The sequence below is a fragment of the Pseudomonas sp. MF08831 genome, from assembly GCF_059862645.1.
The window spans coordinates 138,900-164,658 of record NZ_JCBCUX010000001.1; the positions used below are offsets into that span (position 1 = coordinate 138,900).

Annotated in this window: 24 protein-coding genes; 18 read left to right on the top strand and 6 right to left on the bottom strand. The window is 60.2% G+C overall.

Annotated elements, in window-relative coordinates; genetic code table 11:
- Positions 1-9: 9 nt before the first annotated feature.
- From hscA to AC19YS_RS00755, 14 genes are all read left to right on the top strand, one after another.
- The gene (gene hscA / locus AC19YS_RS00690) at positions 10-1,872 is read left to right on the top strand and encodes a Fe-S protein assembly chaperone HscA (protein WP_106578270.1); all 1,863 of its coding nucleotides are present in this window, start codon (positions 10-12) and stop codon (positions 1,870-1,872) included.
- A 3-nt stretch (positions 1,873-1,875) separates the two neighbouring features.
- Positions 1,876-2,217 (top strand): ISC system 2Fe-2S type ferredoxin, encoded by a 342-nt coding sequence (fdx, locus tag AC19YS_RS00695; protein WP_015885743.1) that lies wholly within the window; start codon positions 1,876-1,878, stop codon positions 2,215-2,217.
- 14 nt (positions 2,218-2,231) lie between these two features.
- The gene (gene iscX / locus AC19YS_RS00700; RefSeq protein ID WP_003238461.1) at positions 2,232-2,432 is read left to right on the top strand and encodes a Fe-S cluster assembly protein IscX; all 201 of its coding nucleotides are present in this window, start codon (positions 2,232-2,234) and stop codon (positions 2,430-2,432) included.
- A gap of 92 nt (positions 2,433-2,524) precedes the next feature.
- Positions 2,525-2,950, top strand: a complete 426-nt coding sequence (gene ndk / locus AC19YS_RS00705) for a nucleoside-diphosphate kinase (RefSeq protein ID WP_003175956.1) — start codon at positions 2,525-2,527, stop codon at positions 2,948-2,950.
- A gap of 29 nt (positions 2,951-2,979) precedes the next feature.
- Positions 2,980-4,128: a dual-specificity RNA methyltransferase RlmN gene (rlmN, locus tag AC19YS_RS00710; protein WP_005791178.1), complete on the top strand. Its 1,149-nt coding sequence runs from the start codon at positions 2,980-2,982 to the stop codon at positions 4,126-4,128.
- A gap of 12 nt (positions 4,129-4,140) precedes the next feature.
- On the top strand, positions 4,141-4,899 hold the full coding sequence (gene pilW / locus AC19YS_RS00715; RefSeq protein WP_200623822.1) for a type IV pilus biogenesis/stability protein PilW: 759 nt from the start codon (positions 4,141-4,143) through the stop codon (positions 4,897-4,899).
- On the top strand, positions 4,899-5,897 hold the full coding sequence (locus tag AC19YS_RS00720; RefSeq protein ID WP_200623823.1) for a RodZ domain-containing protein: 999 nt from the start codon (positions 4,899-4,901) through the stop codon (positions 5,895-5,897). Before pilW ends, AC19YS_RS00720 begins: the two co-directional genes overlap by 1 nt.
- A gap of 2 nt (positions 5,898-5,899) precedes the next feature.
- On the top strand, positions 5,900-7,009 hold the full coding sequence (ispG, locus tag AC19YS_RS00725; RefSeq protein WP_071485714.1) for a flavodoxin-dependent (E)-4-hydroxy-3-methylbut-2-enyl-diphosphate synthase: 1,110 nt from the start codon (positions 5,900-5,902) through the stop codon (positions 7,007-7,009).
- A 21-nt stretch (positions 7,010-7,030) separates the two neighbouring features.
- Positions 7,031-8,320 (top strand): histidine--tRNA ligase, encoded by a 1,290-nt coding sequence (gene hisS / locus AC19YS_RS00730; protein ID WP_106578273.1) that lies wholly within the window; start codon positions 7,031-7,033, stop codon positions 8,318-8,320.
- A gap of 65 nt (positions 8,321-8,385) precedes the next feature.
- The gene (locus AC19YS_RS00735) at positions 8,386-9,003 is read left to right on the top strand and encodes a tetratricopeptide repeat protein (protein ID WP_177410102.1); all 618 of its coding nucleotides are present in this window, start codon (positions 8,386-8,388) and stop codon (positions 9,001-9,003) included.
- Complete coding sequence (bamB, locus tag AC19YS_RS00740; protein ID WP_106578274.1) at positions 8,996-10,147, top strand: outer membrane protein assembly factor BamB; 1,152 nt, start codon at positions 8,996-8,998, stop codon at positions 10,145-10,147. The genes AC19YS_RS00735 and bamB overlap by 8 nt, the downstream gene beginning before the upstream one ends.
- A 134-nt stretch (positions 10,148-10,281) precedes the next feature.
- Positions 10,282-11,751 (top strand): ribosome biogenesis GTPase Der, encoded by a 1,470-nt coding sequence (gene der, locus AC19YS_RS00745; protein ID WP_106578275.1) that lies wholly within the window; start codon positions 10,282-10,284, stop codon positions 11,749-11,751.
- A gap of 136 nt (positions 11,752-11,887) precedes the next feature.
- Entirely contained in the window at positions 11,888-13,036 is a 1,149-nt protein-coding gene (locus tag AC19YS_RS00750; RefSeq protein ID WP_200623825.1) for a pyridoxal phosphate-dependent aminotransferase, read from the top strand.
- Positions 13,024-13,815: an amidohydrolase gene (locus AC19YS_RS00755; RefSeq protein ID WP_106578277.1), complete on the top strand. Its 792-nt coding sequence runs from the start codon at positions 13,024-13,026 to the stop codon at positions 13,813-13,815. Before AC19YS_RS00750 ends, AC19YS_RS00755 begins: the two co-directional genes overlap by 13 nt.
- A gap of 164 nt (positions 13,816-13,979) precedes the next feature.
- Here AC19YS_RS00755 and leuA read toward each other — a convergent pair whose 3' ends face one another.
- From leuA to AC19YS_RS00775, 4 genes are all read right to left on the bottom strand, one after another.
- Positions 13,980-15,659: a 2-isopropylmalate synthase gene (gene leuA / locus AC19YS_RS00760; protein WP_083356880.1), complete on the bottom strand. Its 1,680-nt coding sequence runs from the start codon at positions 15,657-15,659 to the stop codon at positions 13,980-13,982.
- A gap of 428 nt (positions 15,660-16,087) precedes the next feature.
- Entirely contained in the window at positions 16,088-16,909 is an 822-nt protein-coding gene (locus AC19YS_RS00765) for a peptidoglycan DD-metalloendopeptidase family protein (RefSeq protein ID WP_106578279.1), read from the bottom strand.
- A 3-nt stretch (positions 16,910-16,912) separates the two neighbouring features.
- On the bottom strand, positions 16,913-18,292 hold the full coding sequence (gene xseA, locus AC19YS_RS00770; RefSeq protein ID WP_106578280.1) for an exodeoxyribonuclease VII large subunit: 1,380 nt from the start codon (positions 18,290-18,292) through the stop codon (positions 16,913-16,915).
- A gap of 10 nt (positions 18,293-18,302) precedes the next feature.
- A complete protein-coding gene (locus tag AC19YS_RS00775; protein ID WP_200623826.1) occupies positions 18,303-19,193 on the bottom strand; it encodes a LysR family transcriptional regulator in 891 nt (296 codons plus the stop codon).
- 99 nt (positions 19,194-19,292) lie between these two features.
- Between AC19YS_RS00775 and AC19YS_RS00780 the strand changes: the two genes are divergently transcribed.
- The 4 genes from AC19YS_RS00780 (at position 19,293) to guaA (ending at position 23,990) form a co-directional block, all read left to right on the top strand.
- Complete coding sequence (locus AC19YS_RS00780) at positions 19,293-20,060, top strand: sulfite exporter TauE/SafE family protein (protein WP_200623827.1); 768 nt, start codon at positions 19,293-19,295, stop codon at positions 20,058-20,060.
- A gap of 145 nt (positions 20,061-20,205) precedes the next feature.
- Complete coding sequence (locus tag AC19YS_RS00785; protein WP_200623828.1) at positions 20,206-20,754, top strand: sugar ABC transporter ATPase; 549 nt, start codon at positions 20,206-20,208, stop codon at positions 20,752-20,754.
- A 104-nt stretch (positions 20,755-20,858) separates the two neighbouring features.
- Complete coding sequence (gene guaB / locus AC19YS_RS00790; protein WP_016977684.1) at positions 20,859-22,328, top strand: IMP dehydrogenase; 1,470 nt, start codon at positions 20,859-20,861, stop codon at positions 22,326-22,328.
- 84 nt (positions 22,329-22,412) lie between these two features.
- Entirely contained in the window at positions 22,413-23,990 is a 1,578-nt protein-coding gene (gene guaA, locus AC19YS_RS00795) for a glutamine-hydrolyzing GMP synthase (RefSeq protein ID WP_015885725.1), read from the top strand.
- A 77-nt stretch (positions 23,991-24,067) separates the two neighbouring features.
- Here the strand turns inward: guaA and AC19YS_RS00800 are convergent, their stop codons facing one another.
- On the bottom strand, positions 24,068-24,838 hold the full coding sequence (locus AC19YS_RS00800; protein WP_500600651.1) for an APH(3')-II family aminoglycoside O-phosphotransferase: 771 nt from the start codon (positions 24,836-24,838) through the stop codon (positions 24,068-24,070).
- Between the two features lie 20 nt (positions 24,839-24,858).
- Positions 24,859-25,563 carry a trehalose operon repressor gene (gene treR / locus AC19YS_RS00805; RefSeq protein ID WP_106578287.1) on the bottom strand — a complete coding sequence of 235 codons (705 nt, stop codon included), beginning with the start codon at positions 25,561-25,563 and terminating at the stop codon, positions 24,859-24,861.
- Between the last annotated feature and the right edge of the window lie 196 nt (positions 25,564-25,759).

The window sequence follows — 25,759 nt, forward strand, 5'->3', positions numbered from 1 at the left end:
CTGATTACCATGGCCCTACTGCAGATCGCCGAACCCGGCCAAAGCCCTCAACCGCACCAGCGTCGCCTGGCGGTCGGGATTGACCTGGGCACCACCAATTCCCTGGTCGCCGCCTTGCGCAGCGGCCTGTCCGAACCGCTGCCCGACGCCGATGGCCAGGTTATCCTGCCGTCGGCCGTGCGCTATCACGCTGACCATATTGAAGTCGGTGAGTCGGCCAAGCTGGCGGCGTCCTCCGATCCTTTGAACACCGTGCTGTCGGTCAAGCGCTTGATGGGTCGTGGTCTGTCCGACGTCAAGCAATTGGGCGACCAGCTGCCGTATCGCTTTGTCGGTGGCGAATCGCATATGCCATTCATCGACACCGTCCAGGGCCCCAAAAGCCCGGTGGAAGTGTCGGCCGATATCCTCAAGGTGCTGCGCCAGCGCGCGGAAACCACCTTGGGCGGCGAACTGGTCGGCGCGGTGATCACCGTGCCTGCGTATTTTGACGACGCTCAGCGCCAAGCCACCAAGGACGCGGCGAAACTCGCCGGTCTGAACGTGCTTCGCCTGCTCAATGAGCCGACGGCCGCCGCTGTGGCCTATGGCCTGGATCAGCACGCCGAAGGCCTGGTTGCAATTTACGACCTGGGTGGCGGCACCTTTGATATTTCGATCCTGCGCCTGACCGGCGGTGTGTTCGAAGTGCTGGCCACCGGTGGCGATACCGCCCTGGGCGGCGATGACTTCGATCACGCCATTGCCGGCTGGATCATCACCAGCGCCGGTTTGTCCGCCGACCTTGACCCGGGCGAGCAGCGTCATTTGCTGCAAACCGCCTGTGCGGCCAAAGAAGCGCTGACTGACGCCCGTTCTGTCGATGTTTCCTACGGTTCCTGGTCGGCCCAGCTGACGCGCGAAGCCTTCGACGCGCTGATCGAGCCGATGGTCGCTCGCAGCCTTAAAGCCTGTCGCCGTGCGGTACGTGATTCCGGTGTTGAGCTGGAAGACGTGGCTGCCGTGGTCATGGTCGGCGGTTCGACCCGTGTGCCGCGTGTGCGCGAAGCCGTTGCTGAGGCATTTGGTCGCCAGCCGCTGACCGAAATCGATCCGGATCAAGTGGTCGCCATCGGCGCCGCCATCCAGGCCGATACCCTGGCCGGCAACAAGCGCGACGGTGGCGAATTGCTGCTGCTCGACGTGATCCCGTTGTCCCTGGGGCTGGAAACCATGGGCGGCCTGATGGAGAAGGTGATTCCACGCAACACTACCATCCCCGTTGCCCGCGCCCAGGACTTCACCACGTATAAAGATGGCCAGACGGCCATGATGATTCATGTGCTGCAGGGTGAGCGCGAGCTGATCAGCGACTGCCGTTCCCTGGCACGCTTTGAATTGCGCGGCATTCCGGCGATGGTGGCCGGTGCAGCGAAAATTCGCGTGACCTTCCAGGTTGACGCCGATGGTCTGCTCAGCGTGGCTGCGCGTGAACTGGGTTCGGGCGTAGAAGCCAGCATCCAGGTCAAGCCGTCCTACGGCCTGACCGACGGCGAAATCGCCAAAATGCTCAAGGACTCGTTCCAGTACGCCGGTGACGATAAAGTCGCCCGCGTACTGCGTGAACAGCAAGTTGATGCGCAGCGCTTGCTTGAGGCCGTACAAGGCGCTCTCGACACCGACGGCGAGCGCCTGTTGGACGCCGAAGAGCGCATGGTCATCGACCTGCAGATGCAGGAACTGGCCGAACTGATGAAAGGCAACGATGGTTACGCCATCGAGCAGCAGACCAAGCGCCTGTCGCAAGTGACTGATGCCTTTGCCGCCCGCCGCATGGATCAGACGGTGAAAGCCGCACTGGCCGGGCGCAACCTGAATGAAATCGAGGAATAATTAATGCCGCAGGTCATTTTTCTGCCACACGCCGAGCATTGCCCGGACGGTATGGTCGTGGAGGCTGAGACCGGCAAGTCCATCCTCGAAGTTGCCCATGACAACCACATCGAGATCGAGAGTGCCTGCGGCGGTGTTTGCGCCTGCACCACCTGCCACTGCGTGATTCGCGAGGGTTTCAACTCGCTTGAAGAAGCGGATGAGCTGGAAGAAGACTTTCTGGACCGCGCGTGGGGCCTCGAAGCGACTTCTCGCCTAAGCTGTCAGGCAAAGGTTGGGACCGAAGACATCACCGTCGAAATTCCGAAATATTCCCTCAACCATGCGGCTGAAGCACCGCATTGATTCAAGGAAATGTCATGAGCCTGAAATGGGTTGATGTACAAGAAATCGCTATACAACTTGCTGAAGCCCACCCTGAGGTCAATCCTCTGACGGTCAACTTCGTCAAGCTGCGCAATCTGGTGATGGAGCTGCCGGACTTTGACGACATCCCCGACCGGGGTGGCGAAAAGGTTCTGGAGGCGATTCAAGGCCTGTGGATCGAAGAAGCAGACTGAGCCGCCTTATTACGCAGTTAGGCAATACCCAATAACCCGCGTATAATTCGCGGGTTTAATTTTTCGTAAATTACCGTTTCTGGAGTTACACCATGGCTGTTCAACGTACTTTCTCCATCATCAAGCCTGACGCTGTTGCAAAAAACGTCATCGGCGAGATCACCACTCGTTTCGAAAAAGCCGGCCTGAAGGTTGTAGCTTCGAAACTCAAGCAACTGTCCAAAGCTGAAGCTGAAGGCTTCTACGCTGAGCACAGCGCTCGTGGTTTCTTCGGCGACCTGGTTGCCTTCATGATCTCCGGTCCTGTTGTTGTTCAGGTTCTGGAAGGCGAAAACGCTATCGCTCTGAACCGTGAGCTGATGGGCGCTACCAACCCTAAAGAAGCAGCTGCCGGCACCATCCGTGCTGACTTCGCTGAGTCCATCGACGCCAACGCTGTTCACGGTTCGGACTCCGAAGCCGCTGCTGCTCGCGAAATCTCGTACTTTTTCGCTGCTACTGAAGTAACCGCTCGCTAAGCATCGGCTTAAAGAGTGAGGGTGAATCCATGACTACATCGACTGTTAAAACCAACCTGCTGGGTCTGACTCAGCCGGAAATGGAGAAATTCTTCGACTCAATCGGGGAGAAGCGTTTCCGTGCCGGTCAGGTAATGAAGTGGATTCACCACTTTGGTGTCGACGATTTCGACGCCATGACGAACGTCAGCAAGGCCTTGCGCGATAAGCTCAAGGCCATTGCTGAGGTCCGTGGTCCCGAAGTGGTCAGCGAGGACATCTCCAGCGACGGCACCCGTAAGTGGGTGGTGCGCGTGGCGTCCGGCAGCTGCGTCGAGACCGTCTACATTCCCCAGGGCAAGCGCGGCACTTTGTGCGTTTCGTCCCAGGCAGGCTGTGCCCTGGACTGCAGTTTCTGCTCCACCGGCAAGCAAGGCTTCAATAGCAACCTCACCGCCGCCGAAGTCATCGGCCAGGTGTGGATTGCCAACAAATCCTTTGGCAGCGTCCCGGCAACCGTCGACCGTGCCATCACCAACGTGGTGATGATGGGCATGGGTGAGCCGCTGCTGAACTTCGACAACGTGATTGCGGCCATGCACCTGATGATGGACGACCTGGGCTACGGCATTTCCAAGCGCCGTGTGACCCTGTCGACCTCAGGCGTAGTGCCGATGATCGATGAGCTGGCCAAGCACATCGACGTCTCCCTGGCGTTGTCGCTGCACGCGCCCAATGACGCATTGCGTAATCAATTGGTGCCGATCAACAAGAAGTATCCGCTTAAGATGCTGCTCGAATCTTGCCAGCGTTACATGGCGACTTTGGGCGAGAAGCGTGTGTTGACCATTGAGTACACCATGCTCAAGGACATCAACGACAAGGTTGAGCACGCCGTCGAGATGATCGAGTTGCTCAAGAACACCCCGTGCAAGATCAACCTGATTCCGTTTAACCCGTTTCCACATTCTGGCTACGAGCGGCCGAGCAACAATGCTATCCGCCGTTTCCAGGATCAACTGCACCAGGCCGGCTACAACGTCACCGTACGCACCACGCGTGGTGAAGACATCGACGCCGCCTGTGGCCAATTGGTAGGGCAGGTGATGGACCGCACCCGCCGTAGCGAACGTTATATCGCCGTGCGCGAACTTAACGCCGCCGAAGATTTGCCGCAAATTGCTGTGAATCGAATCTGAGAGAGGATCTCTATGCCCTTGCGCCTTGCGCTGCTTTTGCTAGTTACCGGCCTCGCGGCCGGTTGTGTTTCATCGGGCCATGACAGCCCGCTGCAGACGGGTAAAGGCCGTGACGAGGCGCGAGTTGCCTATGTGCAACTGGGCTTGGGTTATTTGCGGCAAGGCATGAGCGAGCAGGCCAAGGTGCCGTTGAAAAAGGCCCTCGAACTGGACAGCGATGATGCCGACGCGAATGCCGCATTGGCTTTGGTGTTCCAGGCCCAGGCTGAGCCTGAGTTGGCCGATCAATATTTCCACAAGGCTTTGGCCTCGCGTCCTGCCGACCCTCGGCTGCTGAACAATTACGGCAGCTTCCTGTTCGAGCAGAAACGTTATGACCAGGCCTCCCGTTATTTCCAGCAAGCCTCCGCCGACGCCCTTTACCCGGAGCGGTCGCGGGTATTCGAGAACCTTGGGGTCACCTCGATGCGCCTCGGCCAGCGTGACAGCGCGCGCCAGCAGCTGGAAAAAGCCCTGCATTTGAACAGTCGTCAGCCACTCGCGTTGCTCGAAATGGCTGAGTTGTCTTACGAAGACAGGCATTATGTGCCGGCACGTGACTATTACGAGCGTTTTAGCCTGCTCAGCGGGCAAAATGCACGTAGTCTATTGCTCGGTGTGCGGCTGGCGACGGTTCATGATGAACGCGATACAGCCGCACGTTTTGGCCAGCAACTCGAACGACTCTATCCCGGTACGCCGGAATATCAGCAATACCTGTCGGAGCAATGATGAAAGCGGCGCACCCGGAAGTTGTAGCAGCTAATCGCGTAAACCCAGGCGAGACCTTGCGTCAGGCCCGCGAAAGCAATGGTTGGTCGCTGGCAGAAGTGGCCCTCAAGCTCAATTTGACCACGACTTCCCTGGGCAACCTGGAAGCCGGCGCGTTCGACAAGCTGCCTGGGCATACCTTCGCCCGCGGCTATATCCGCGCCTATGCCAAGCTGCTGGGCATTGACCAGACCGTGCTGGTCCAGGAATTCGACCAATTTACCGGCACCGACTCTCAGGGCAGCAATGTGCATGGCCTGGGTCGCATCGAAGAACCGGTGCGGGTTTCCCACACGATTTTGCGCATTGTCAGCCTGTTGCTGCTGATTGCCGTGATCGGCGGCGGTTTCGTCTGGTGGCAAGACCAGGCCTCCCAGCGCAGCAAGGACCTGACCAGCAACGCCATGGAGCACGTCGAAGTCGAAAGCGCCGACGGCACCACCCAAATTCACCCGCTGGACGAGCCGGAAGACCAGGCCGTTGCCGAAGGGCAGGCCGCGCCAGAAGCGCCGGCCGCCGCCGAGCAGCCCACGCCGGAAGCGGGTACTGCAGCGGCGACTGCTGCCGTGCCGACTCCAGCCGCACCGGCGGCCCCGGCCGCGCCAACTGCCCAGGCCCATACCCCAGCCGTTGCCGCTCAGGCTCCAGCGACCGCCGCGCCAGCTGCACCGGCAGCGCCGACCGTTGCGCCGCCTGCTGCGCCTGCGTTGATCGCCGGTGACGGCCATATCCAGATTACCTTCGTCGCTGACTGCTGGACGCAAGTCACCGATGGCAACGGCAAAGTGCTGTTCAGTGGTTTGAAGCGTAAGGGAGATACGCTTGACCAAGGCGGCAAGCCTCCTTTGACGCTGCGTCTGGGCTTTGCCCGTGGCGCGCAAGTGGCCTACAACGGCCAGCCTGTGGACGTAGCGCCGTTCACCAGTGGCGAGACCGCTCGCCTCAAGTTGGGACAATAGTCATGCACGGCGAATCTCCAATCAAACGTCGCGTATCGCGCAAGATCTGGGTCGGCTCGGTGCCGGTGGGTGGCGATGCCCCCATCGCGGTGCAGAGCATGACCAACAGCGACACCAATGATGTCGCCGCCACCGTCGCCCAGATCAACCGTCTGGAAGCGGCCGGCGTAGACATCGTGCGGATTTCCGTGCCAGACATGGACGCTGCCGAAGCCTTCGGCCGCATCAAGCAGCTGGTCAAGGTGCCGCTGGTTGCCGACATTCACTTCGATTACAAAATTGCCTTGCGTGTCGCTGAGTTGGGCGTCGATTGCCTGCGCATCAACCCGGGCAACATTGGCCGCGAAGACCGTGTGCGCGCGGTGGTGGATGCTGCCCGTGATCGCGGCATTCCGATCCGCATCGGTGTCAACGCCGGTTCCCTGGAAAAAGACCTGCAGAAGAAATACGGCGAACCGACCCCGGCCGCGCTGGTTGAATCGGCGCTGCGCCACGTTGAGCACCTTGAACGCCTGAATTTCCAGGACTTCAAGGTCAGCGTAAAGGCTTCCGACGTGTTCATGGCGGTAGAAGCCTACCGCCTGCTGGCCAAGGAAATCGTGCAGCCGCTGCACCTGGGTATCACTGAAGCGGGCGGTTTGCGCTCAGGCACAGTGAAATCTGCGGTAGGTCTCGGTATGCTGCTCGCCGAAGGGATTGGCGATACTATCCGCATCTCCCTGGCGGCGGACCCGGTAGAGGAAGTGAAGGTCGGTTACGACATTCTCAAATCCCTGCATTTGCGTTCCCGTGGCATCAACTTCATTGCCTGCCCGAGCTGCTCGCGGCAGAACTTCGACGTGGTGAAAACCATGAACGAACTGGAAGGGCGCCTCGAAGACTTGCTGGTGCCACTGGATGTTGCGGTGATTGGCTGTGTGGTTAACGGCCCGGGTGAAGCCAAAGAGGCGCACATCGGCCTGACTGGCGGTACGCCCAACCTGATTTACATCGACGGCAAGCCGTCGCAGAAGTTGACGAATGACAATCTGGTGGATGAGCTCGAAAGACTGATCCGCGAGAAAGCGGCCGAGAAGGTCGCGGCTGACGCAGCGCTGATCGCGCGCGGCTAAGAACGAATTTAAGGATTAGATGTGAGCAAGTCTCTGCAAGCCATTCGTGGCATGAACGACATCCTGCCGGAGCAGACGCCGTTGTGGCGCTACTTCGAAAGCACGGTCGCGCGCCTGCTGGATAACTACGGTTACAAGCAGATCCGCATGCCGATCGTCGAATTCACCGAGCTGTTCAAGCGCTCTATCGGTGAAGTGACCGACATCGTCGAAAAAGAGATGTACACCTTTGAAGACCGCAACGGCGACTCCCTGACCCTGCGTCCGGAAGGCACCGCTGCGTGCGTGCGCGCCGTGCTCGAGCATGGCATCACGGGTGGCGGCCAGACCCAGAAGCTGTGGTACATCGGCCCGATGTTCCGCCACGAGCGCCCGCAGAAAGGTCGCTACCGTCAGTTCCACCAGATCGGTTGCGAAGTCTTCAACCTGGATGGTCCGGACATCGACGCCGAGCTGATCGTGCTGACCTGGCGCCTGTGGGGCCAACTGGGTATCCGCGACGCGGTCAAACTCGAACTCAACAGCCTGGGCACCAGCGAATCCCGGGGCCGCTATCGCGAAGCCCTGGTCGAGTACCTGTCCGCGCACCTGGACAAGTTGGATGAAGACAGCCAGCGCCGTCTGAAAACCAACCCGTTGCGTGTACTGGATACCAAGAACGCCGACACCCAGGCCGTACTGGTCGATGCGCCGAAAATGGCCGACTACCTGGACGACGAATCGCGCACGCACTTCGAGGGCCTCAAGGCTCGTCTGGATGCGGCCGGTATTCCCTACGTGATCAACCCGAAACTGGTGCGTGGCCTCGATTACTACAGCAAGACCGTATTCGAGTGGGTCACCGACAAACTCGGCGCTCAGGGCACCGTGTGTGCCGGTGGTCGCTACGACGGCCTGGTTGAGCAAATGGGTGGCAAGCCGACCACGGGCGTGGGCTTTGCCATGGGTATCGAGCGGCTGATCCTGCTGCTCGAAACCCTGGAGCAGGTTCCGGAAGAAATTTCCCGTCAGGTGGATGTGTACCTGTGCGCCTTTGGCGAGGCCGCCGAACTGGCAGCCCTGGCCCTGAGCGAGAAAGTACGCGACCAACTGCCGAACCTGCGCCTGCAGGTCAATGCCGGCGCCGGCAGCTTCAAGAGCCAGTTCAAGAAGGCCGACAAGAGCGGTGCGCTGTATGCACTGATCCTCGGCGATGACGAGCTGGCCCAGCAAGTGATAGGTTTCAAACCCCTGCGTGGCCAGGGCGAGCAACAGAACATTGCCTTTGATGCGCTTGCCGCGCACTTGGCCACCTGCGTCGTGCAGGGTTGAAGCTGTCGAACAGCCGAATTTAGCGATTAAGGAGTATTGGGGTGTCGAGTACTGATGATGAGCAGATGGCCGAGTTCAAGGACTGGTGGCAGCGTAACGGCAAGCCCCTGGTTACCGGCGGTCTGCTGGCTTTAGTGGTGGTGTTCGGCTGGCAAGCCTGGCACAAGTATCAGGCCAACCAGTCCCAAGGCGCCTCGGTCCTCTATCAGCAATTGCTGGAAACCACGCTCACGCCGGACGGCAAGCCTGATCCTGCCCAGGTTGCAGACCTGGCCGGCAAGCTCAAAAGCGAATTCGGCGGTAGCACCTACGCCCAGTACGGCAGCCTGTTCGTCGCGAAAGTTGCGGTGGACACCGGCAAATTGGATGACGCCGCGACCGAACTGAAGGCCATCGCCGACAAGCCGACCAACCCGACCCTGGGTGAAATCGCACGTCAGCGCCTGGCACAGGTATTGGCGGCACAGAACAAGGCTGACGAAGCACTCAAACTGCTCGACGGCGATGCTGACAAAGCATTTGTGGCCACTCGTGAAGAGCTCAAGGGCGACCTGTTGGTCCAATTGGGTCGTACCGACGAAGCCCATGCTGCGTACCAAAAAGCCAAGGCGGCGCTGTCTGATGAAGCGGCAGTCGGTGGCTTACAAATCAAGCTGGACGACTTGGCCAAAGGGGATGCGTGACGTGATCCGTTGGAAACATGCAGCATTGCTGGCTCTGGCCGTTCTGGCCGCGGGTTGCAGCAGCAACAGTAAAAAAGAACTGCCTCCGGCCGAGCTGACCAGCTTCAAGGAAGAAGTGGTCCTGCAAAAGCAGTGGAGCCGCTCCGTCGGTGATGGCCAGGGCGACCTGTACAACCTGCTGCAGCCGGCAATCGACGGCGAAAACATTGTGGCCACTGACTCCACTGGCGTGATCATTGCCATGGATCGCATGAATGGCGACGTGAAGTGGAAGAAAGACCTCGAGTTGCCGGTTTCCGGTGGCGTGGGTGTGGGCTACGGCATGGTGCTGGTCGGTACGCTCAAAGGCGACGTGGTTGCTCTGGACTCGGCGACGGGCGAAGAGAAATGGCGCGCTCGTGTGACCAGTGAAGTGCTCGCAGCGCCTGCCACCAACGGCGATGTCGTAGTGGTGCAGACCCAGGATGACCGTGTGATCGGCCTGGACGCCGCCACCGGCAACCAGCGTTGGTTGTACGACAGCACCCCTGCGGTGCTGACGCTGCGCGGTACCAGTGGTCCGATTGTGACCAACAACCTGGCCGTTGCAGGCCTGTCGACCGGTAAAGTGGTCGCCCTGGATACCCAGAACGGCGTGCCGGCCTGGGAAACCCGTGTGGCAATCCCTCAAGGTCGTTCCGAACTGGATCGCGTTGTGGACATCGACGGCGGCTTGCTGCTGTCGGGCGAAACCCTTTACGTGGCCACCTACCAGGGCCGCGTTGCGGCGCTGGACCTGCAAAGCGGCCGCATCAACTGGCAGCGTGATGCTTCCAGTTATGCCGGTGTCGCCCAAGGGTTTGGCAGCGTCTACGTAAGCCTGGCGTCCGGCACCGTTGAAAGTGTCGATGAGCGTTCCACCACTGCATTGTGGAGCAACGACTCTCTGGCCCGCCGTCAACTGTCGGCACCGGAAGTGTTCTCCAGCTACGTAGCGGTAGGCGACTTCGAAGGTTACCTGCATCTGCTGAGCCAAGTGGACGGTCGTTTTGTCGGCCGCGAGCGTATCGACAGCGACGGCCTGCGTGCCCGTCCGCTGGTCGTGGGTAACATGCTTTACGTGTATGGCAACAGCGGCAAGCTGGAAGCCCTGACCATCAAGTAAGAACTATGCTTGGGGTAAAACCCAGGCGGCCCCGCTTCGGCGGGGCATGCGGCATTTAAATATGCTGCCCCGAGCACCAGCCGCTGCCTTGCAGCGGCTTTTGTATTTTCTGAAATAACGAAGTGGAGAGCCGCATGGTTCCCGTAATCGCCCTGGTGGGCCGACCTAACGTCGGCAAGTCCACCTTGTTCAACCGCCTGACCAGGACTCGCGACGCCATCGTCGGCGACTTGTCCGGTCTGACCCGTGATCGCCAATACGGTGAGGCAAAGTGGCAAGGGCGCTCCTACATTATTGTCGACACCGGTGGTATCTCCGGTGACGAGCATGGCATGGACGAAAAGATGGCCGAGCAGTCGCTGCTCGCTATCGAAGAAGCCGATGTCGTGTTGTTCCTGGTGGACGCCCGCGCGGGCTACACCGCTGCCGACCAGATGATTGGCGAGCACCTGCGCAAGCGCAACAAGCGTTCCTATCTGGTCGCCAACAAGATCGATAACATCGATCCTGAGGCGGCCCGTGCCGAGTTCAGCCCGATGGGCCTGGGCGACGCGATCCCGGTCGCCGGTGCTCACGGTCGCGGTATCACCCAGATGCTGGAAATCGCCCTGCGCGACTTCCCTAAGGATGACGCCGAGGAAGAAGAAGGCATCGAGGAGATCGTCGCCGAAGGTGAGGAAGCCAAGCGCATTCCTGGCCCGAGCGAAAAAGACGGTATCAAGATTGCCATCATCGGCCGCCCGAACGTTGGCAAGTCGACCCTGGTTAACCGCATGCTCGGTGAAGACCGCGTAATCGTTTATGACCAGCCCGGTACCACCCGCGACAGTATCTACATCCCGTTCGAGCGTAACGACGAGAAGTACACGCTGATCGACACCGCCGGTGTGCGCAAGCGCGGCAAGATCCACGAGGAAGTTGAAAAGTTCTCGGTGGTCAAAACCCTGCAAGCGATCAAAGACGCCAACGTGGTGATCTTCGTGATGGACGCCCGCGAAGGCGTGGTGGACCACGACCTCAACTTGCTGGGCTTTGCCCTGGAAGCCGGTCGCGCCCTGGTGATCGCGATCAACAAGTGGGACGGCATGACGCCGAGCGAGCGCGATTTCGTCAAGATCGAGCTGCAGCGTCGCCTGTTCTTTGTTGAGTTCGCCGATATCCACTTTATCTCGGCACTGCACGGCACTGGCGTGGGTAACCTCTACGCGTCCGTACAGAACTCGTTCAAGTCCGCGGTCACCCGATGGCCGACCAACCGTCTGACCCAGATCCTGGAAGACGCGGTTGGCGAGCACGCGCCACCGATGGTCAACAACCGCCGGATCAAACTGCGTTACGCCCACTTGGGTGGTGCCAACCCGCCGATTATCGTGATCCACGGTAACCAGATCGAGAAGGTGCCAAAGTCCTATGTGCGTTACCTGGAAAACACCTACCGCCGTGTCTTGAAACTGGTCGGTACGCCGATCCGTATCGAGTTCAAAGGTGGCGAGAACCCATACGAAGGCAACAAGAACACATTGACTGACCGTCAGGTGAACAAGAAGCGTCGTTTGATGACTCACCACAAGAAGGCCGACAAGAAGCGCCGCGACAAGAAATAAGCGCCGCTTCAAGTTCTAAGCTACACGCTGCAAGAGAGGGCTCTTTTTGAGCCCTTTTTTGTGCCTGATGGATTGCTGGCTTGACCTGCTTGCAGCTTGCAGCTTAAAACTTGCAGCTCACCCGAAGGGGGCTCCCATGATCACCAGCAAGCTGCCGAATGTCGGTACGACCATTTTCACCACCATGTCGCAACTCGCTGCCGAGACCGGCGCGCTCAACCTGTCCCAGGGCTTTCCCGATTTCAATGGACCCAAGGCGTTGCTCGATGCGGTGGGCCAGCACGTTGCCAGCGGGCATAACCAGTATTCACCGATGACCGGTTTATCAGCCCTGCGCCAGCAAGTGGCGGCCAAGATCGCCCGCAGCTACGGCGCTACGGTTAATCCCGACAGCGAAGTGACCATTACTCCCGGCGCCACTGCCGCGATTTTCTGTGCGATTCAGGCGGTGATCCGCAACGGCGATGAAGTCATCGTGTTCGACCCCTGCTACGACAGCTACGAGCCCTCGGTCGAGCTGGCCGGCGGTCGCTGCGTGCATGTGCAACTGAGCCTGCAGGGCTTCTCCCTGGACTTTGAAAAGATCAAGGCCGCGCTGTCGCCGCGCACGCGCATGATCATCCTCAACACCCCGCACAACCCGACCGGCGCACTGATCAGCCGCGCCGAGCTGGACCAGTTGGCCGAATTGGTCCGCGACCGTGATATCTATCTGGTCAGCGATGAAGTCTACGAACACTTGGTGTTCGACGGCGTGCCCCATGTCAGCGTATTGGCCCATGAAGAACTGTATCAGCGTGCGTTCGTGGTCAGCTCTTTTGGCAAGACTTACCACGTCACCGGCTGGAAAACCGGCTACGTGGTCGCGCCACCGGCGCTGACCGCTGAACTGCGCAAGGTGCATCAATATGTCAACTTCTGCGGCGTGACCCCTTTGCAGTACGCTTTGGCGGACTTCATGGCCGATCACCCGGAACATGTCGAACAATTGCCGGCTTTCTACCAGGCCAAGCGCGATCTGTTCTGCGACTTGCTGGCGCCGTCGCGCTTCAGCTTTGCCCGGGTGACCGGTACTTACTTCCAATTGGTGGATTACTCACAGATTCGCCCGGACCTGGATGACGTCGCCATGTCGCTGTGGATGACCCGCGAGCACGGCGTGGCGACGATCCCGGTCTCGGTGTTCTACCAGAACCCACCCCAAGGCCAGCGCCTGGTGCGCCTGTGCTTTGCCAAACGCGAGGAGACGCTGCAACAAGCAGCCGAAAAACTATGCGTGATCTGAGTGCGTTACCCAACCTGAACATCGCCCTGGTGCAGACCAGCCTGGTGTGGCATGACCGTCAGGCCAACCTGGAACATTTCGAGCTGTTGCTGGAGCAGGCCAAAGGGGCCGACCTGATTGTGCTGCCGGAGATGTTTACCACCGGGTTTTCAATGGCGTCGCAGACCCTTGCTGAACGGGAAAACGGCCCGACCCATCACTGGCTCCAGGCTCAGGCGGCGAAGTACAACGCCGTGATCACCGGCAGTGTAATTATCCAGGCCGCCGACGGCAGTCATCGCAACCGCCTGCTGTGGGCGCGGCCGGACGGCGAGGTGTTGCACTACGACAAGCGCCACTTGTTCCGTATGGCGGGCGAGCACGATCACTACACGCCGGGCGAGCGCCAGGTGCAGTTCGAATTGAAGGGTTGGCGTATTCGGCCGTTGATTTGCTATGACCTGCGCTTCCCGGTGTGGAGCCGTGATGCTCAGGACACTGACTTGCTGCTGTACACCGCCAACTGGCCGGGTGCGCGGCGCCTGCACTGGAACCGTTTGCTGCCAGCGCGCGCGATCGAAAACCTGTGCTACGTGGCGGCGGTGAATCGCGTGGGCACGGATGGGAAGGGCTTTGCCTACACCGGAGACAGTCAGGTGCTGGATTTCCAGGGCGAGACCTTGCTGAGTGCAGGGGAGGCGGATGGCGTGTTTCAGGTGTGCCTGGAGGCGGCGGAGCTGGCGGCGTATCGCGAAAAATTTCCGGCGAACCTTGACGCAGACAGGTTTGAGTTTGTCTGAAAGACCGCTTTGGCGAGCAAGCCCGCTCCCACATTTGGAATGCATTGCGCCTGTGGGAGCGGGCTTGCCCGCGAAGGGGCACTTACTGACCCCACAAATCCTGCGCCCAACAAAAAGGCCCCTGAGTGCTCACCCAGGGGCCTTTTGCATTTCCACGAACCCGCTTACGCCGCTTTCGCTTCCTGCTGGCTCAACGAGCGGTTCAGGGCACTGAACAGCGCCTTGAAGCTGGCCGTGGTGATGTTTTCATCGATGCCCACGCCATGCACCGGACGCTCGCCATTCACACGCAGCTCAATGTAGGCCGCTGCCTTGGCGTTGGTGCCTGCCCCGATGGCATGTTCGTTGTAGTCCATGATCTCTACGCCAATCGGCAAGCCAGCCACCAGCGCTTCCAGGGCGCCGTTGCCTTTGCCTTTCCAGTGCAGGTTGGTTTCGCCCTGGCCTTTGCCCGAGACTTCCACTTCGACAAAGCTGTTGCCGTTTTCTTCCTGCAGACGATGGCTGACCAGCGCGTACGGCGTGTTGGCTTGCAGGTATTCACGCTGCAGCAAGGCGTAGATCTGTGGCGCGGTCATCTCAAGACCCACGCGGTCGGTTTCAGCCTGGACCACCTGGCTGAATTCGATCTGCATGCGGCGCGGCAAGCTGATGTCGTATTCCTGCTCCAGCAGGTAGGCGATGCCGCCTTTGCCCGACTGGCTGTTCACACGAATCACCGCTTCGTAGCTGCGGCCAATGTCGGCCGGGTCGATCGGCAAGTACGGCACTTCCCACAGCGCGTCGGCTTTCTGCTGGGTGAAGCCCTTGCGGATCGCGTCCTGGTGGGAGCCGGAGAACGCGGTGTGCACCAGGTCGCCGACGTACGGGTGGCGTGGGTGCACTTGGATCTGGTTGCATTCCTCGACGACTTTGCGCACGCCGTCGATGTCGGAGAAGTCCAGTTGTGGGTCCAGACCCTGGGTGTACATGTTCAGTGCCACGGTCACGAGATCGACGTTACCGGTGCGCTCGCCGTTGCCGAACAGGCAGCCTTCGACACGATCGGCGCCGGCCATCAGGCCCAGCTCGGTGGCGGCTACGCCGGTGCCACGGTCGTTGTGCGTATGCAGGCTGATGATCACGCTGTCGCGGCGGTTGATATGACGACCGAACCACTCGATCTGGTCGGCATAGATGTTCGGCGTTGCGCACTCGACGGTGGCGGGCAGGTTGAGGATCATCTTGTGCTCAGGCGTCGGGTTCCACACCTCGATCACCGCGTCACACACTTCTTTGGCGAACTCCAGCTCAGTGGCGCTGAAGGTTTCCGGGGAATATTCGAAGGTCCATTGGGTTTCCGGCTGCTGGGCGGCGTATTTGACGAACAGCTTGGCGGCGTTGACCGCAATGGCCTTGATGCCGTCCTTGTCCTGGTTGAACACGATGCGGCGGAAGGACGGCGAAGTGGCGTTGTACAAGTGCACGATGGCCTTTTTGGCGCCGCGCAGGGATTCGAAGGTGCGTGCGATCAAGTCTTCACGGCCCTGGGTCAGCACCTGGATGGTGGTGTCCTCGGGGATATGGTTGTCTTCGATCAGGGTGCGCACGAAGTCAAAGTCGGTTTGCGAGGCAGCCGGGAACGAGGCTTCGATTTCCTTCACGCCCACCGCAACCAGGGTCTTCCAGAAACGCAGTTTTTTTGCGGCGTCCATCGGCTCGATCAGCGACTGGTTGCCATCACGCAAGTCGGAACTGCACCAGATCGGCGCTTCGGTGATGGTTTTCGACGGCCAGGTGCGGTCCGGGATATCGATGGTCGGGAACGCACGGTACTTCGAAGACGGGTCTTTGAGCATGCTCATCGGGAAATCCTTTGTTGTAGGGGCCGAGAAAAGGCGGCCTGCCGTAGAACTGTTTTTAGGGATAAAGCAAGAAGACGAGGCAGATCGATTCAGCCTGGCAGTCGTGCGCTGACGAGGCACAGGCTGCGGTGCTGGCGGAGCTGAATGAGGGTGTGAGAGGTTTTCATAAGCTCAACCCTAACCGCCGGGGTGAAAGATGGCAAGCTGTCGAGAAAAATTGAGATAAGTTCTGCTATCTGGCGGGCGTGCGAGATTTTATGGCGGGTTTGTAGCTGAGAGTTGATTTTAATTGCGTGGCCTTTATTAGGGGCGCAATTGTGTTGGCAGACCTGGCGTCATCGCGGGCAAGCCCGGCTCCCACAGGGAATCGCGATCACCTGTGGGAGCCGGGCTTGCCCGCGATGAGGCCGGTATGTTCAATATTTATATCAGGGCTGGAACGCGCCAATAAAGATCGCCGGGTCGACTCGTGCATCGTTGAGGCTGATGTTCCAATGCATGTGCGGCCCGGTCGCGCGGCCCGTCGAGCCGACCTTGCCCACCACCGCGCCGCGCGCCAGTTGGTCGCCCACCTTCACGTCGATCTTGGACATATGGCAGAACATGCTGATAAAGCCCTGGCCATGGTCGACAAAGACGGTGTTGCCGTTGAAGAAGTAATTGCCGGTAAGGATGACTTTACCGGCCGCCGGGGTCTTGATCGGCGTGCCGGCGCCGACGGCGAAGTCGAGGCCCGAATGCGGGTTGCGCTCCTCGCCGTTAAAGAACCGGCGTACGCCAAACTTGCTCGACAGCGGCCCGTTCACGGGTTTATCCAGCAGTAAGTTGCTGGGCGTGTTTGGACTGAAACTGCGGTAAGCCTTGAGCTGAACCGCCAGTTCGCCCTCGATACGCTTGAGCTGTGCCGGGTCAGGATTGACCTGGCTTTTGTTTTTCAGGGTGATGTGCTGCTCGGGGTATTTCTTGAAGCCCACCACAAACGGCAGGGTTTGCCCACCGCTGGTGAGGCGTTGGGTGCCGGGTTTAACCGTCAGGGGAATCCCGACAATCGCCAGCCAGGTGTTCTGTTCCTTGACCACCAACACCGGCCTGTTCTGATAGGTGGCTTTGGGCGCGGTTGCCGACGCACCCAGATCGACCACTGCGACGCCGCCCGGCACCGGCTTGTTCAGCAGCCTGGTGATGTAGCTGTCGGCATGGGCATTGAAGGTGAGGCACAACAGCATCAGCAGGCTAAATAGACGGGGCATCAATCAATCCAATAACGAAAGGGTGACGGGCGTCAGGTGGTTATCTTCCACCCGCACCTGCAATTGGCCTTCACCGAGGCGCGCGGTCAGGCGCTGGCCGGTGTGGGTTTGCGCGGCGTTGCGGATCGCCTGGCCACGTTCGTCCAGCAAAATGCTGTAGCCACGGCCCAGGGTCGCCAGCGGGCTGACCACTTGCAGCGTCTGCACCTGGCTTTGCAGTTGCAAGCGACGCGCCTTGAGGCCTTCGCGCATGGCGCGCGGCAGGCGTTCGGCGAGGCTGTCCAGGCGCTGGCGCAGCAGGGCCAGTTGACGGCCGGGGTGCTGACCGGCGAGGCGGGTTTCCAGGCGGATCAGGCGTTCGCGGCGGGTATTGAGGCTGCGTTCGAAGGCGCGGCGCATGCGCATGTCCAGGTCATCCAGGCGCTGGGCCTGTTGACGCAGACGTTCGCCGGGGTGACGCAGGCGGCGGGCCATGCCTTCCAGGCGCAGGCGCTCGTGACTCAGGCGATTGCGCATTAGCATCACCAGGCGGCGGTGCAGGTTTTCGACCTGGCGCACCAAATGGCTGGCATCGGGGGCGAGCAATTCGGCGGCAGCGGAGGGCGTGGGCGCGCGCACGTCGGCCACGAAGTCGCAGATCGACACATCGGTTTCATGGCCGACGGCGCTGACAATCGGCGTCACGCACGCGTCCACCGCACGCGCCACGGCTTCTTCGTTGAAGCACCACAGATCTTCCAGGGAGCCGCCGCCGCGAGCGAGGATCAATGCGTCGAAGCCGCGTGCGTCGGCCAGCTTGAGGGCGCGCACAATCTGCGACACGGCCTCGCGGCCTTGCACGGCCGTCGGGATCAGCGTTAATTCAACGTTCGGCGCGCGGCGGCCGAACACGCTGATGATGTCGCGGATCACCGCACCTGTGGGCGAACTGATGATGCCAATGCGCCGAGGATGCGCCGGCAGCGGCACCTTGCGTTCGGCACTGAACAAGCCTTCGGCGCTGAGCTTTTCCTTCAACGCATCAAAGGCCAGGCGCAGCGCGCCATCACCGGCGGGCTCTACGGTGTCGAGGATCAATTGATAGTCGCCACGGCCTTCGAACAGCGAGACCTTGCCGCGCACTTTGACCGCCAAACCATCCTTCAAGGCTTGGCGCACCCGTGCGGCATTGTTGCGAAACAACGCGCAACGTACCTGGGCGCCGCTGTCCTTGAGGGTGAAGTACACATGGCCGGACGCCGGGCGGGCGAGGTTGGAGATCTCGCCCTCGACCCAGATATTGGTGAACACGTCTTCCAGCAACACCCGCGCGCGGCCGTTGAGCTGGCTGACAGTCAGGACTTCGCGGTCCAGGCCCAGACGGGCAAAAGGATCTTTAATCATGGGCGGCAGTTTATAGGCATTCGCGCAAGGTTTGGCAGAATTGCTCGACCAGCGCGCTCGGCGTCTGCGCGCAGGCCAGGGCCACGGTGCTGAGGCAGTCCGGATCAGCCAGGGGCAAAAAGTGCAGGTTGGCGGGAGCGATGTCCTGCATGGATTTTGGTAACAAGGCAATTCCGAAACCGGCCTGGATCAGTTGCAGCTGCGTGGTTTTGCGTGACATCACCCGTGCAGCCTTGGGGAAAAATCCTGCGCGCATGCAGAGTTCGGCTGACAGATAACTCAGGCCGCCGCGTTGGGGATGGGGGATCGAGATAAACACTTCGTCCTTGAGCTGTTCCAGGTCGACAGGTGCATTGCTGCGCGCCAGCGCGTGATCAGGCGGCACAGCCAGCACCAACTGTTCGTTGTACAAGGGCACCACCCGGACACCTTCGCGTTGGCGCAACACCGGCAAGCGCAACAGCCCGACTTCAAGCCGACCCTCGGCGATTTCCTCAAGTTGCGCCTCGGAGGACAGTTTGACGATGTCCATCGACACGCCAGGGCAGCGCTCCAGCCAGGTGCTGATGGCTTTCAACAAGTGCCCGCTCATCGGCACGGTGCTCGAATGGCTCAGGCGCAACGTGCCCAGCTGGCCATGGCCCACCTGGGTGGCCATTTCGCCGGCCTTGAGCAACTCGCTCAGCAGGTTGCGCGCCCTTGGGTAAAAGGCTTCGCCGGCCGCCGTCAGCCGGGGTTGGCGCGCGGTGCGTTCGAACAGTGGCGTTTGCAGCTGGGTTTCCAGCTCTTTGATCTGTCGGCTCAGGGCCGATTGCGCCACAAACAGGCGTTCGGCGGCGGCGCTGAAGCTGCCGCTGTCGGCGATTTCGACGAAGTAGCGCAGTTGGCGAGTGGAAATCACGCGTCATGCCTTTTCGAGATGAGTGGAGGGCTTTGAAGATATTAGTCGCAACCTTCGCCGATGGCTAAAGTGCACGTCATCTCTTTCAAGGAAGTGCCCATGAGCCCGGTTGAGCTGATGAGTCAGTGGTCGTTTAGCGGCGTTGATTGGCTGGTGATCGGCCTCGGCATTGTCGTGGCCTACATCGTGTTTGGTATCGCAGGCTTTGGTACGGCGCTGGTCGCGGGGCCGATCCTGATTGTGTTTATGCCGTTGTCGAAAATCATCCCGCTGCTGGTGTTGCTCGACTTTGTCGCGGCCTTTGGCAACCTGCTGCAATCGCGGCGAGAGGTGAACAAGCCGGAGCTGTTGCGATTGCTGCCGTGCATGGCCGTCGGTTGCACGCTTGGGGTGGTGTTTTTGCTCAATCTGCATTCGGACCTGCTGCTGCTGTTGATGGGGCTGTTTATCAGCGCCTATGCGATTTACAGCCTGGCGGTAAAGGCGCGGCCGACGCAGCTGGCGGCGGGCTGGTCGATTCCCATGGGCACGGTCGGTGGGTTGTTTGGTGCCTTATTTGGCAGTGGCGGCTTTTTATATGCGATCTACCTGAACAGTCGTTTGCCCAAGGACGCGGCGCGGGCCACGCAAAGTGCGTTGATCAGTTGCAGCACGGTGGTGCGCCTGAGCCTGTTCCTGATTGCCGGGGTGTATGCTGATTGGCCGCTGTTGATGTTGGCGCTGTGCCTGTTGCCGGCGATGGCCCTGGGGCTGTGGGTGGGGCGCAGGCTGACGATGCGGATGTCGCGTGAGGCGTTTGTGCGGTGGGTGACTTGGCTGGTGTTGGCGAGCGGCATTGCGTTGATCGGGCGGTACTTGAGCACTTGACCTGTGTGGGGCAGGGATTAAGCTGCCAGCCTTCAGGGCCTCATCGCGGGCAAGCCCGGCTCCCACATTTTTGATTTGTGAACGCAGTCAAATGTGGGAGCGGGCTTGCCCGCGATGGGGCCAGTAGCCACACCGCAGGACTCTCATGAACTCCCAAAGCATCCTTGTCCCGAAAATTTCCACCTTGCCCGTCCACGAACCCCGCGCGCGTGCGATCGTGCGCTGGCTGGTGCGCAAGAACATCATCAAGGAAGAGCTGACCACCTGCGGGCGCACCGGCAATCGCATGGCCTACGCCCTGGCCGACGGCGCCCGTGCCGTGGTGTTGCACCCCGACGCGCTGCCGTTCAACGAGCCGATCAATGGCCTCGAGATTATCTACAAACGCTGCATCTATACGCCGGCCAAGGGTTTTCTCGAAGAAGCCGGCTGCCCGGAGTGCCTTAAAGAAGTCGGCGAGGCGCTCTTCGAAAGCCTGGAAGACTGGATGCCCGGCCACACCGACAACTTCACCTGCCCTTTGTGTGGGCATGAAGACGACATCAACGGGTTTCTGTTCCTGCAGGAATGCGGGTTTTCCAACCTGGGTTTCATTTTCAACAACTGGGCAGAGGCGGGCTTCAAGCAGAGCTTTATCGACGAATTCGCCGATTGGCTGGACCAAAAGATGAGTTGGGTCAAAGTCGAGCTTTAACCCTTCTATCAGTATTACCAAGTTTGTCAGAGTTTTACATTGAGCCTGACAGGGTGCATGTATATAATGGCGCGCTTCCATTTTCCCGCTCGGGAGCCCCCGCGATGCTGCGTATCAGCCAAGAAGCTCTGACATTCGACGACATTCTCCTAGTGCCCGGTTATTCCGAGGTGCTTCCTAACGAAGTCAGTCTCAAGACCCGCCTAACCCGTGGCATCGAGCTGAATATTCCCCTGGTTTCCGCTGCCATGGACACCGTCACCGAAGCCCGTTTGGCAATCGCCATGGCTCAGGAAGGCGGCATCGGCATCATCCACAAGAACATGACCATCGAGCAGCAAGCTGCCGAAGTGCGCAAGGTCAAGCGTTACGAAGCCGGTGTGGTGAAAGATCCAATCACCATCGAAGCCGACGCCACCGTGCGTGACCTGTTCGACCTGACCCGCCTGCACAACATCTCCGGCGTCCCGGTACTGCACGATGGCGACCTGGTCGGCATCGTCACCTCCCGTGACGTGCGTTTCGAGAACCGTCTTGAAGTCACCGTCCGCGAAGTGATGACGCCTAAAGAGCGCCTCGTGACTGTCAAGGAAGGCGCCGACAAGAACGATGTGCGCGAGCTGCTGCACAAGCACCGCATCGAGCGCGTGCTGATCGTCGACGACAAATTCGCCCTCAAAGGCATGATGACCGTCAACGACATCGAAAAAGCCAAGGCTTACCCGCTGGCCAGCAAGGATGACCAAGGTCGTCTGCGCGTTGGCGCTGCGGTCGGCACCGGTAAAGACACCGGCGATCGCGTTTCGGCCCTGGTCGCTGCCGGCGTTGACGTGGTGGTGGTCGACACTGCCCACGGTCACTCCAAAGGCGTGATCGACCGCGTGCGCTGGGTCAAACAGAATTTTCCTGACGTGCAAGTGATCGGCGGCAACATTGCCACCGGCGCTGCCGCCAAGGCCCTGGCCGAAGCGGGCGCCGACGCCGTCAAGGTCGGTATCGGCCCGGGCTCGATCTGCACCACGCGTATCGTCGCCGGTGTGGGCGTGCCACAAATCAGCGCCATCGCCAACGTCGCCGCTGCCCTTGAAGGCACCGGCGTTCCGTTGATCGCCGACGGCGGCATCCGTTTCTCCGGTGACCTGTCCAAGGCCATCGTCGCCGGTGCTTCCTGCGTGATGATGGGCTCGATGTTCGCCGGTACTGAAGAAGCGCCGGGCGAGATCGAACTGTTCCAGGGCCGTTCGTACAAGGCTTACCGCGGCATGGGTTCGCTGGGCGCCATGTCCCAGGCGCAAGGCTCTTCCGACCGTTACTTCCAGGACTCCTCGGCAGGCGCCGAGAAGCTCGTACCGGAAGGCATCGAAGGCCGTGTGCCGTACAAAGGCACCTTGAGCGCGATCATCCATCAACTGATGGGCGGCCTGCGTTCCTCGATGGGCTACACCGGCAGCGCCGACATCGAAGAAATGCGTACCAAGCCTGAATTTGTACGGATCACCGGCGCCGGCATGGCTGAATCCCATGTCCACGACGTGCAGATCACCAAGGAAGCGCCAAACTACCGCGTAGGTTGAGGCTTCCAGCAAAATGTTAAGTAACCGGGGCTGTTTTATTCAGCCCCGAGTTGTTTCTGAATTACATAGACGAGACTGATCCTCATGGCCCTCGACATTCACGCCCACCGCATCCTGATCCTCGACTTCGGTTCCCAGTACACCCAGCTGATCGCCCGCCGCGTGCGCGAAATCGGCGTGTACTGCGAACTGCACCCGTTCGACATGGATGACGAAGCGATTCGCGAATTCGCCCCTAAAGGCGTCATCCTCGCCGGTGGCCCCGAGTCCGTGCACGAAGCCAACAGCCCGCGCTGCCCGCAAGCCGTATTCGACCTGGGCGTGCCCGTCTTCGGTATCTGCTACGGCATGCAGACCATGGCCGAGCAACTGGGCGGCAAGGTTGAAGGTTCCGAGCTGCGTGAATTCGGTTACGCCCGTGTTGATGTGGTCGGCAAGAGCCGCCTGCTGGACGGCATCGAAGACCACATCGACGCTGACGGCCTGTTCGGCCTCGACGTGTGGATGAGCCACGGTGACAAGGTCACCAAGATGCCGGAAGACTTCCACATCCTGGCCAGCACTCCGAGCTGCCCGATTGCCGGCATGTTCAGCGACGAGCGTCGTTACTACGGCGTGCAGTTCCACCCTGAAGTCACCCACACCAAGCAAGGCGGGCGCATCCTGTCGCGCTTCATCCTCGACATCTGCGAGTGTGAAGCCCTGTGGACCCCGTCGAAAATCGCTGAAGACGCCATCGCCCAGGTTCGCGCCCAGGTCGGCACCGACAACGTGCTGCTTGGCCTGTCCGGCGGCGTTGACTCCTCGGTAGTTGCTGCCCTGCTGCACAAAGCCATCGGCGACCAGCTGACCTGCGTGTTCGTCGACAACGGCCTGCTGCGCCTGCACGAAGGCGAGCAAGTGATGGCCATGTTCGCCGAGAACATGGGCGTCAAGGTGATCCGCGCCAACGCGGAAGACCAGTTCCTGAACAACCTGGCCGGCGAGTCCGATCCAGAGAAGAAGCGCAAGATCATCGGCCGCACCTTCATCGACGTATTCGATGCCCAGTCCAACAAACTGGACAACATCAAGTACCTCGCCCAGGGCACCATCTACCCTGACGTGATCGAGTCGGCTGGCGCCAAGAGCGGCAAGGCTCACGTGATCAAGTCCCACCACAACGTGGGTGGCCTGCCTGAGGAAATGAACCTCAAGCTGGTAGAACCGCTGCGCGAGCTGTTCAAAGACGAAGTCCGCCGTCTGGGCCTGGAACTCGGCCTGCCGTACGACATGGTCTACCGCCACCCATTCCCAGGCCCGGGCCTGGGCGTGCGGATCCTCGGTGAAGTGAAGAAGGAATACGCCGACCTGCTGCGTCGCGCCGACCACATCTTCATCGAAGAACTGCGCAAAGCCGACTGGTACCACAAGGTCAGCCAGGCGTTCGTGGTATTCCAGCCAGTTAAGTCGGTGGGTGTGGTAGGCGATGGCCGTCGTTACGCCTGGGTTGTTGCCCTGCGTGCGGTGGAAACCATCGACTTCATGACCGCCCGTTGGGCACACCTGCCGTACGAACTGCTGGAGACTGTCAGCGGCCGTATCATCAATGAAATCGAAGGTATCTCGCGCGTGACGTATGACGTGTCGAGCAAGCCGCCGGCGACGATTGAGTGGGAGTGATCCTGCGCTAGCAGGTAAACGCTAAATAACAAAACCCCGGCCATGTGCCGGGGTTTTGCGTTTCAGGCGTCAGGCGTTTAGAAAAACTCATCCAGCAGGCAGTAAAACTTCATCCGCTGCTCATCAGGCTCAACACCATAAAGCTCAAAGAATGGCTTTACCCATTTCGGCCCAACGTTGCGTTCGATGCTGCGTGCCGCCAGGGCCAGGTCTTGATAGCGGTCGCTGATGCCAAGGCGTCCGCAGTCGATAAAGCCGCTGAAACGGCCGTCTGCGGCCATGAAATTCGGCAGGCAGGCGTCACCGTGGGTCACTACCAGGTCGTGGGTGTTGGGCTGGTTCGACAAGAGCTCGGCGAACACATCCTCGAGGCTTCGCCCGAGTCGTTCGTCGTCGAAGTCCGTCTCATCGATCAGCCCGGCATTGACGTGCGCCCGCGCGAGCGCGATGCGCTGTTGCAGGGCGTGATCGAAGGGGCATTGCGCGATGGGTACCTGGTGCAGGGTGCGCAGGGCTGTCGCCAGGATGTCGACGGTCTGCGCGGCGGACAGCGTGTTGGCGCTGGCCAGGTCCTGCCCAGGCACGGCGGTCATCAGCAGCCAATGGTGGTGGGTGTCTATCAGCTCATCCAGTACAACGGGTGCAGGCAAATTAACCTGCCGGAGCCACCGAAGGCGCTCGATTTCGTCCGCAAGTTCGCTGAACTCCACCAGGGGTTCGGCCTTCAGGAACAGATCCTTACGCCCGACCTGGCGCAGGCGGAACACGTCAGCCCGCGATTCACCGATGGTCTGTTGCTCAATCAGCGCCTGCGCAAACTGTGCACGCCACTTGTCTGGGATATTCACAGTACCTGACCTCTCTGGTCTCAGCGCCGCGCAATATCCGAGAAGTAAAACTTGTCCAGCGTATGCCGCGACTCGGTGTACTCGAACTGCCGCCCATCCTGCAAAAACGTCTGGTTACTCACCACGATCACATGGCTCTGACCTTCGAGGTCCAGGTGGGTCTGATCGTCCTTGCTGCGCGGCAGGGCTTCGATGGTGCGTTGCGCGTAGCTGATCTGCAGCTGCAGCGTTTGTTCGATAAACGCGTAGATGGACTGTTCGGCGATGTCGCGGTCCAGACCGGGGATCAGTTCGGCAACGAAGTGGTTGATGTCGAGGATCACCCGTTTGCCGCCGATGCGCCGTACCCGTTTGATCCGCGTGATCAGAGTGCCGGGTTCGGCCTCGATGTGTTGCAGCAGTGAACCTTCCAGCGGGACTTGGCTGAACTCGACGACTTCGGTGCGTACGTCATCGCCCAGGTCAGCGTGGGTTTCGTGGAAGCTGACGATGCCGCCCAGTTGAAACTCGATCGGGTTGGGCGACAGCACGAACGTGCCCTTGCCGTGAATTTTTTGCGCGAAACCGCGCTCCTGCAGCTGCTCGATTGCGCGACGCACGGTGCCACGGCTGGCCTGGTAGGCGTCCATCAGTTCGGTTTCGGAGGGAAGGCGCGTGCCGCGTTGCAGGCGTTCGGTGGTGATGTTGGCAAGCAGATCCGTATAGATCTGGTTGTATTTGCTCATGGGGATGGCTCTATGCCCGACTTGATGAGGGTGAACTGCGCGTTCAAGGCAGGAACCTTAGTGGCAGAGGTGGGCTTTGTCCATTGGCCACCTGTGGAATAGAGGAAAAGTCTGACTCCACATTCAGAAAATTAAACTATTTGTAACTCGTACAGACGAGTTGTTGCTTTAACTCGTACAGACGAGTACTTTTGCC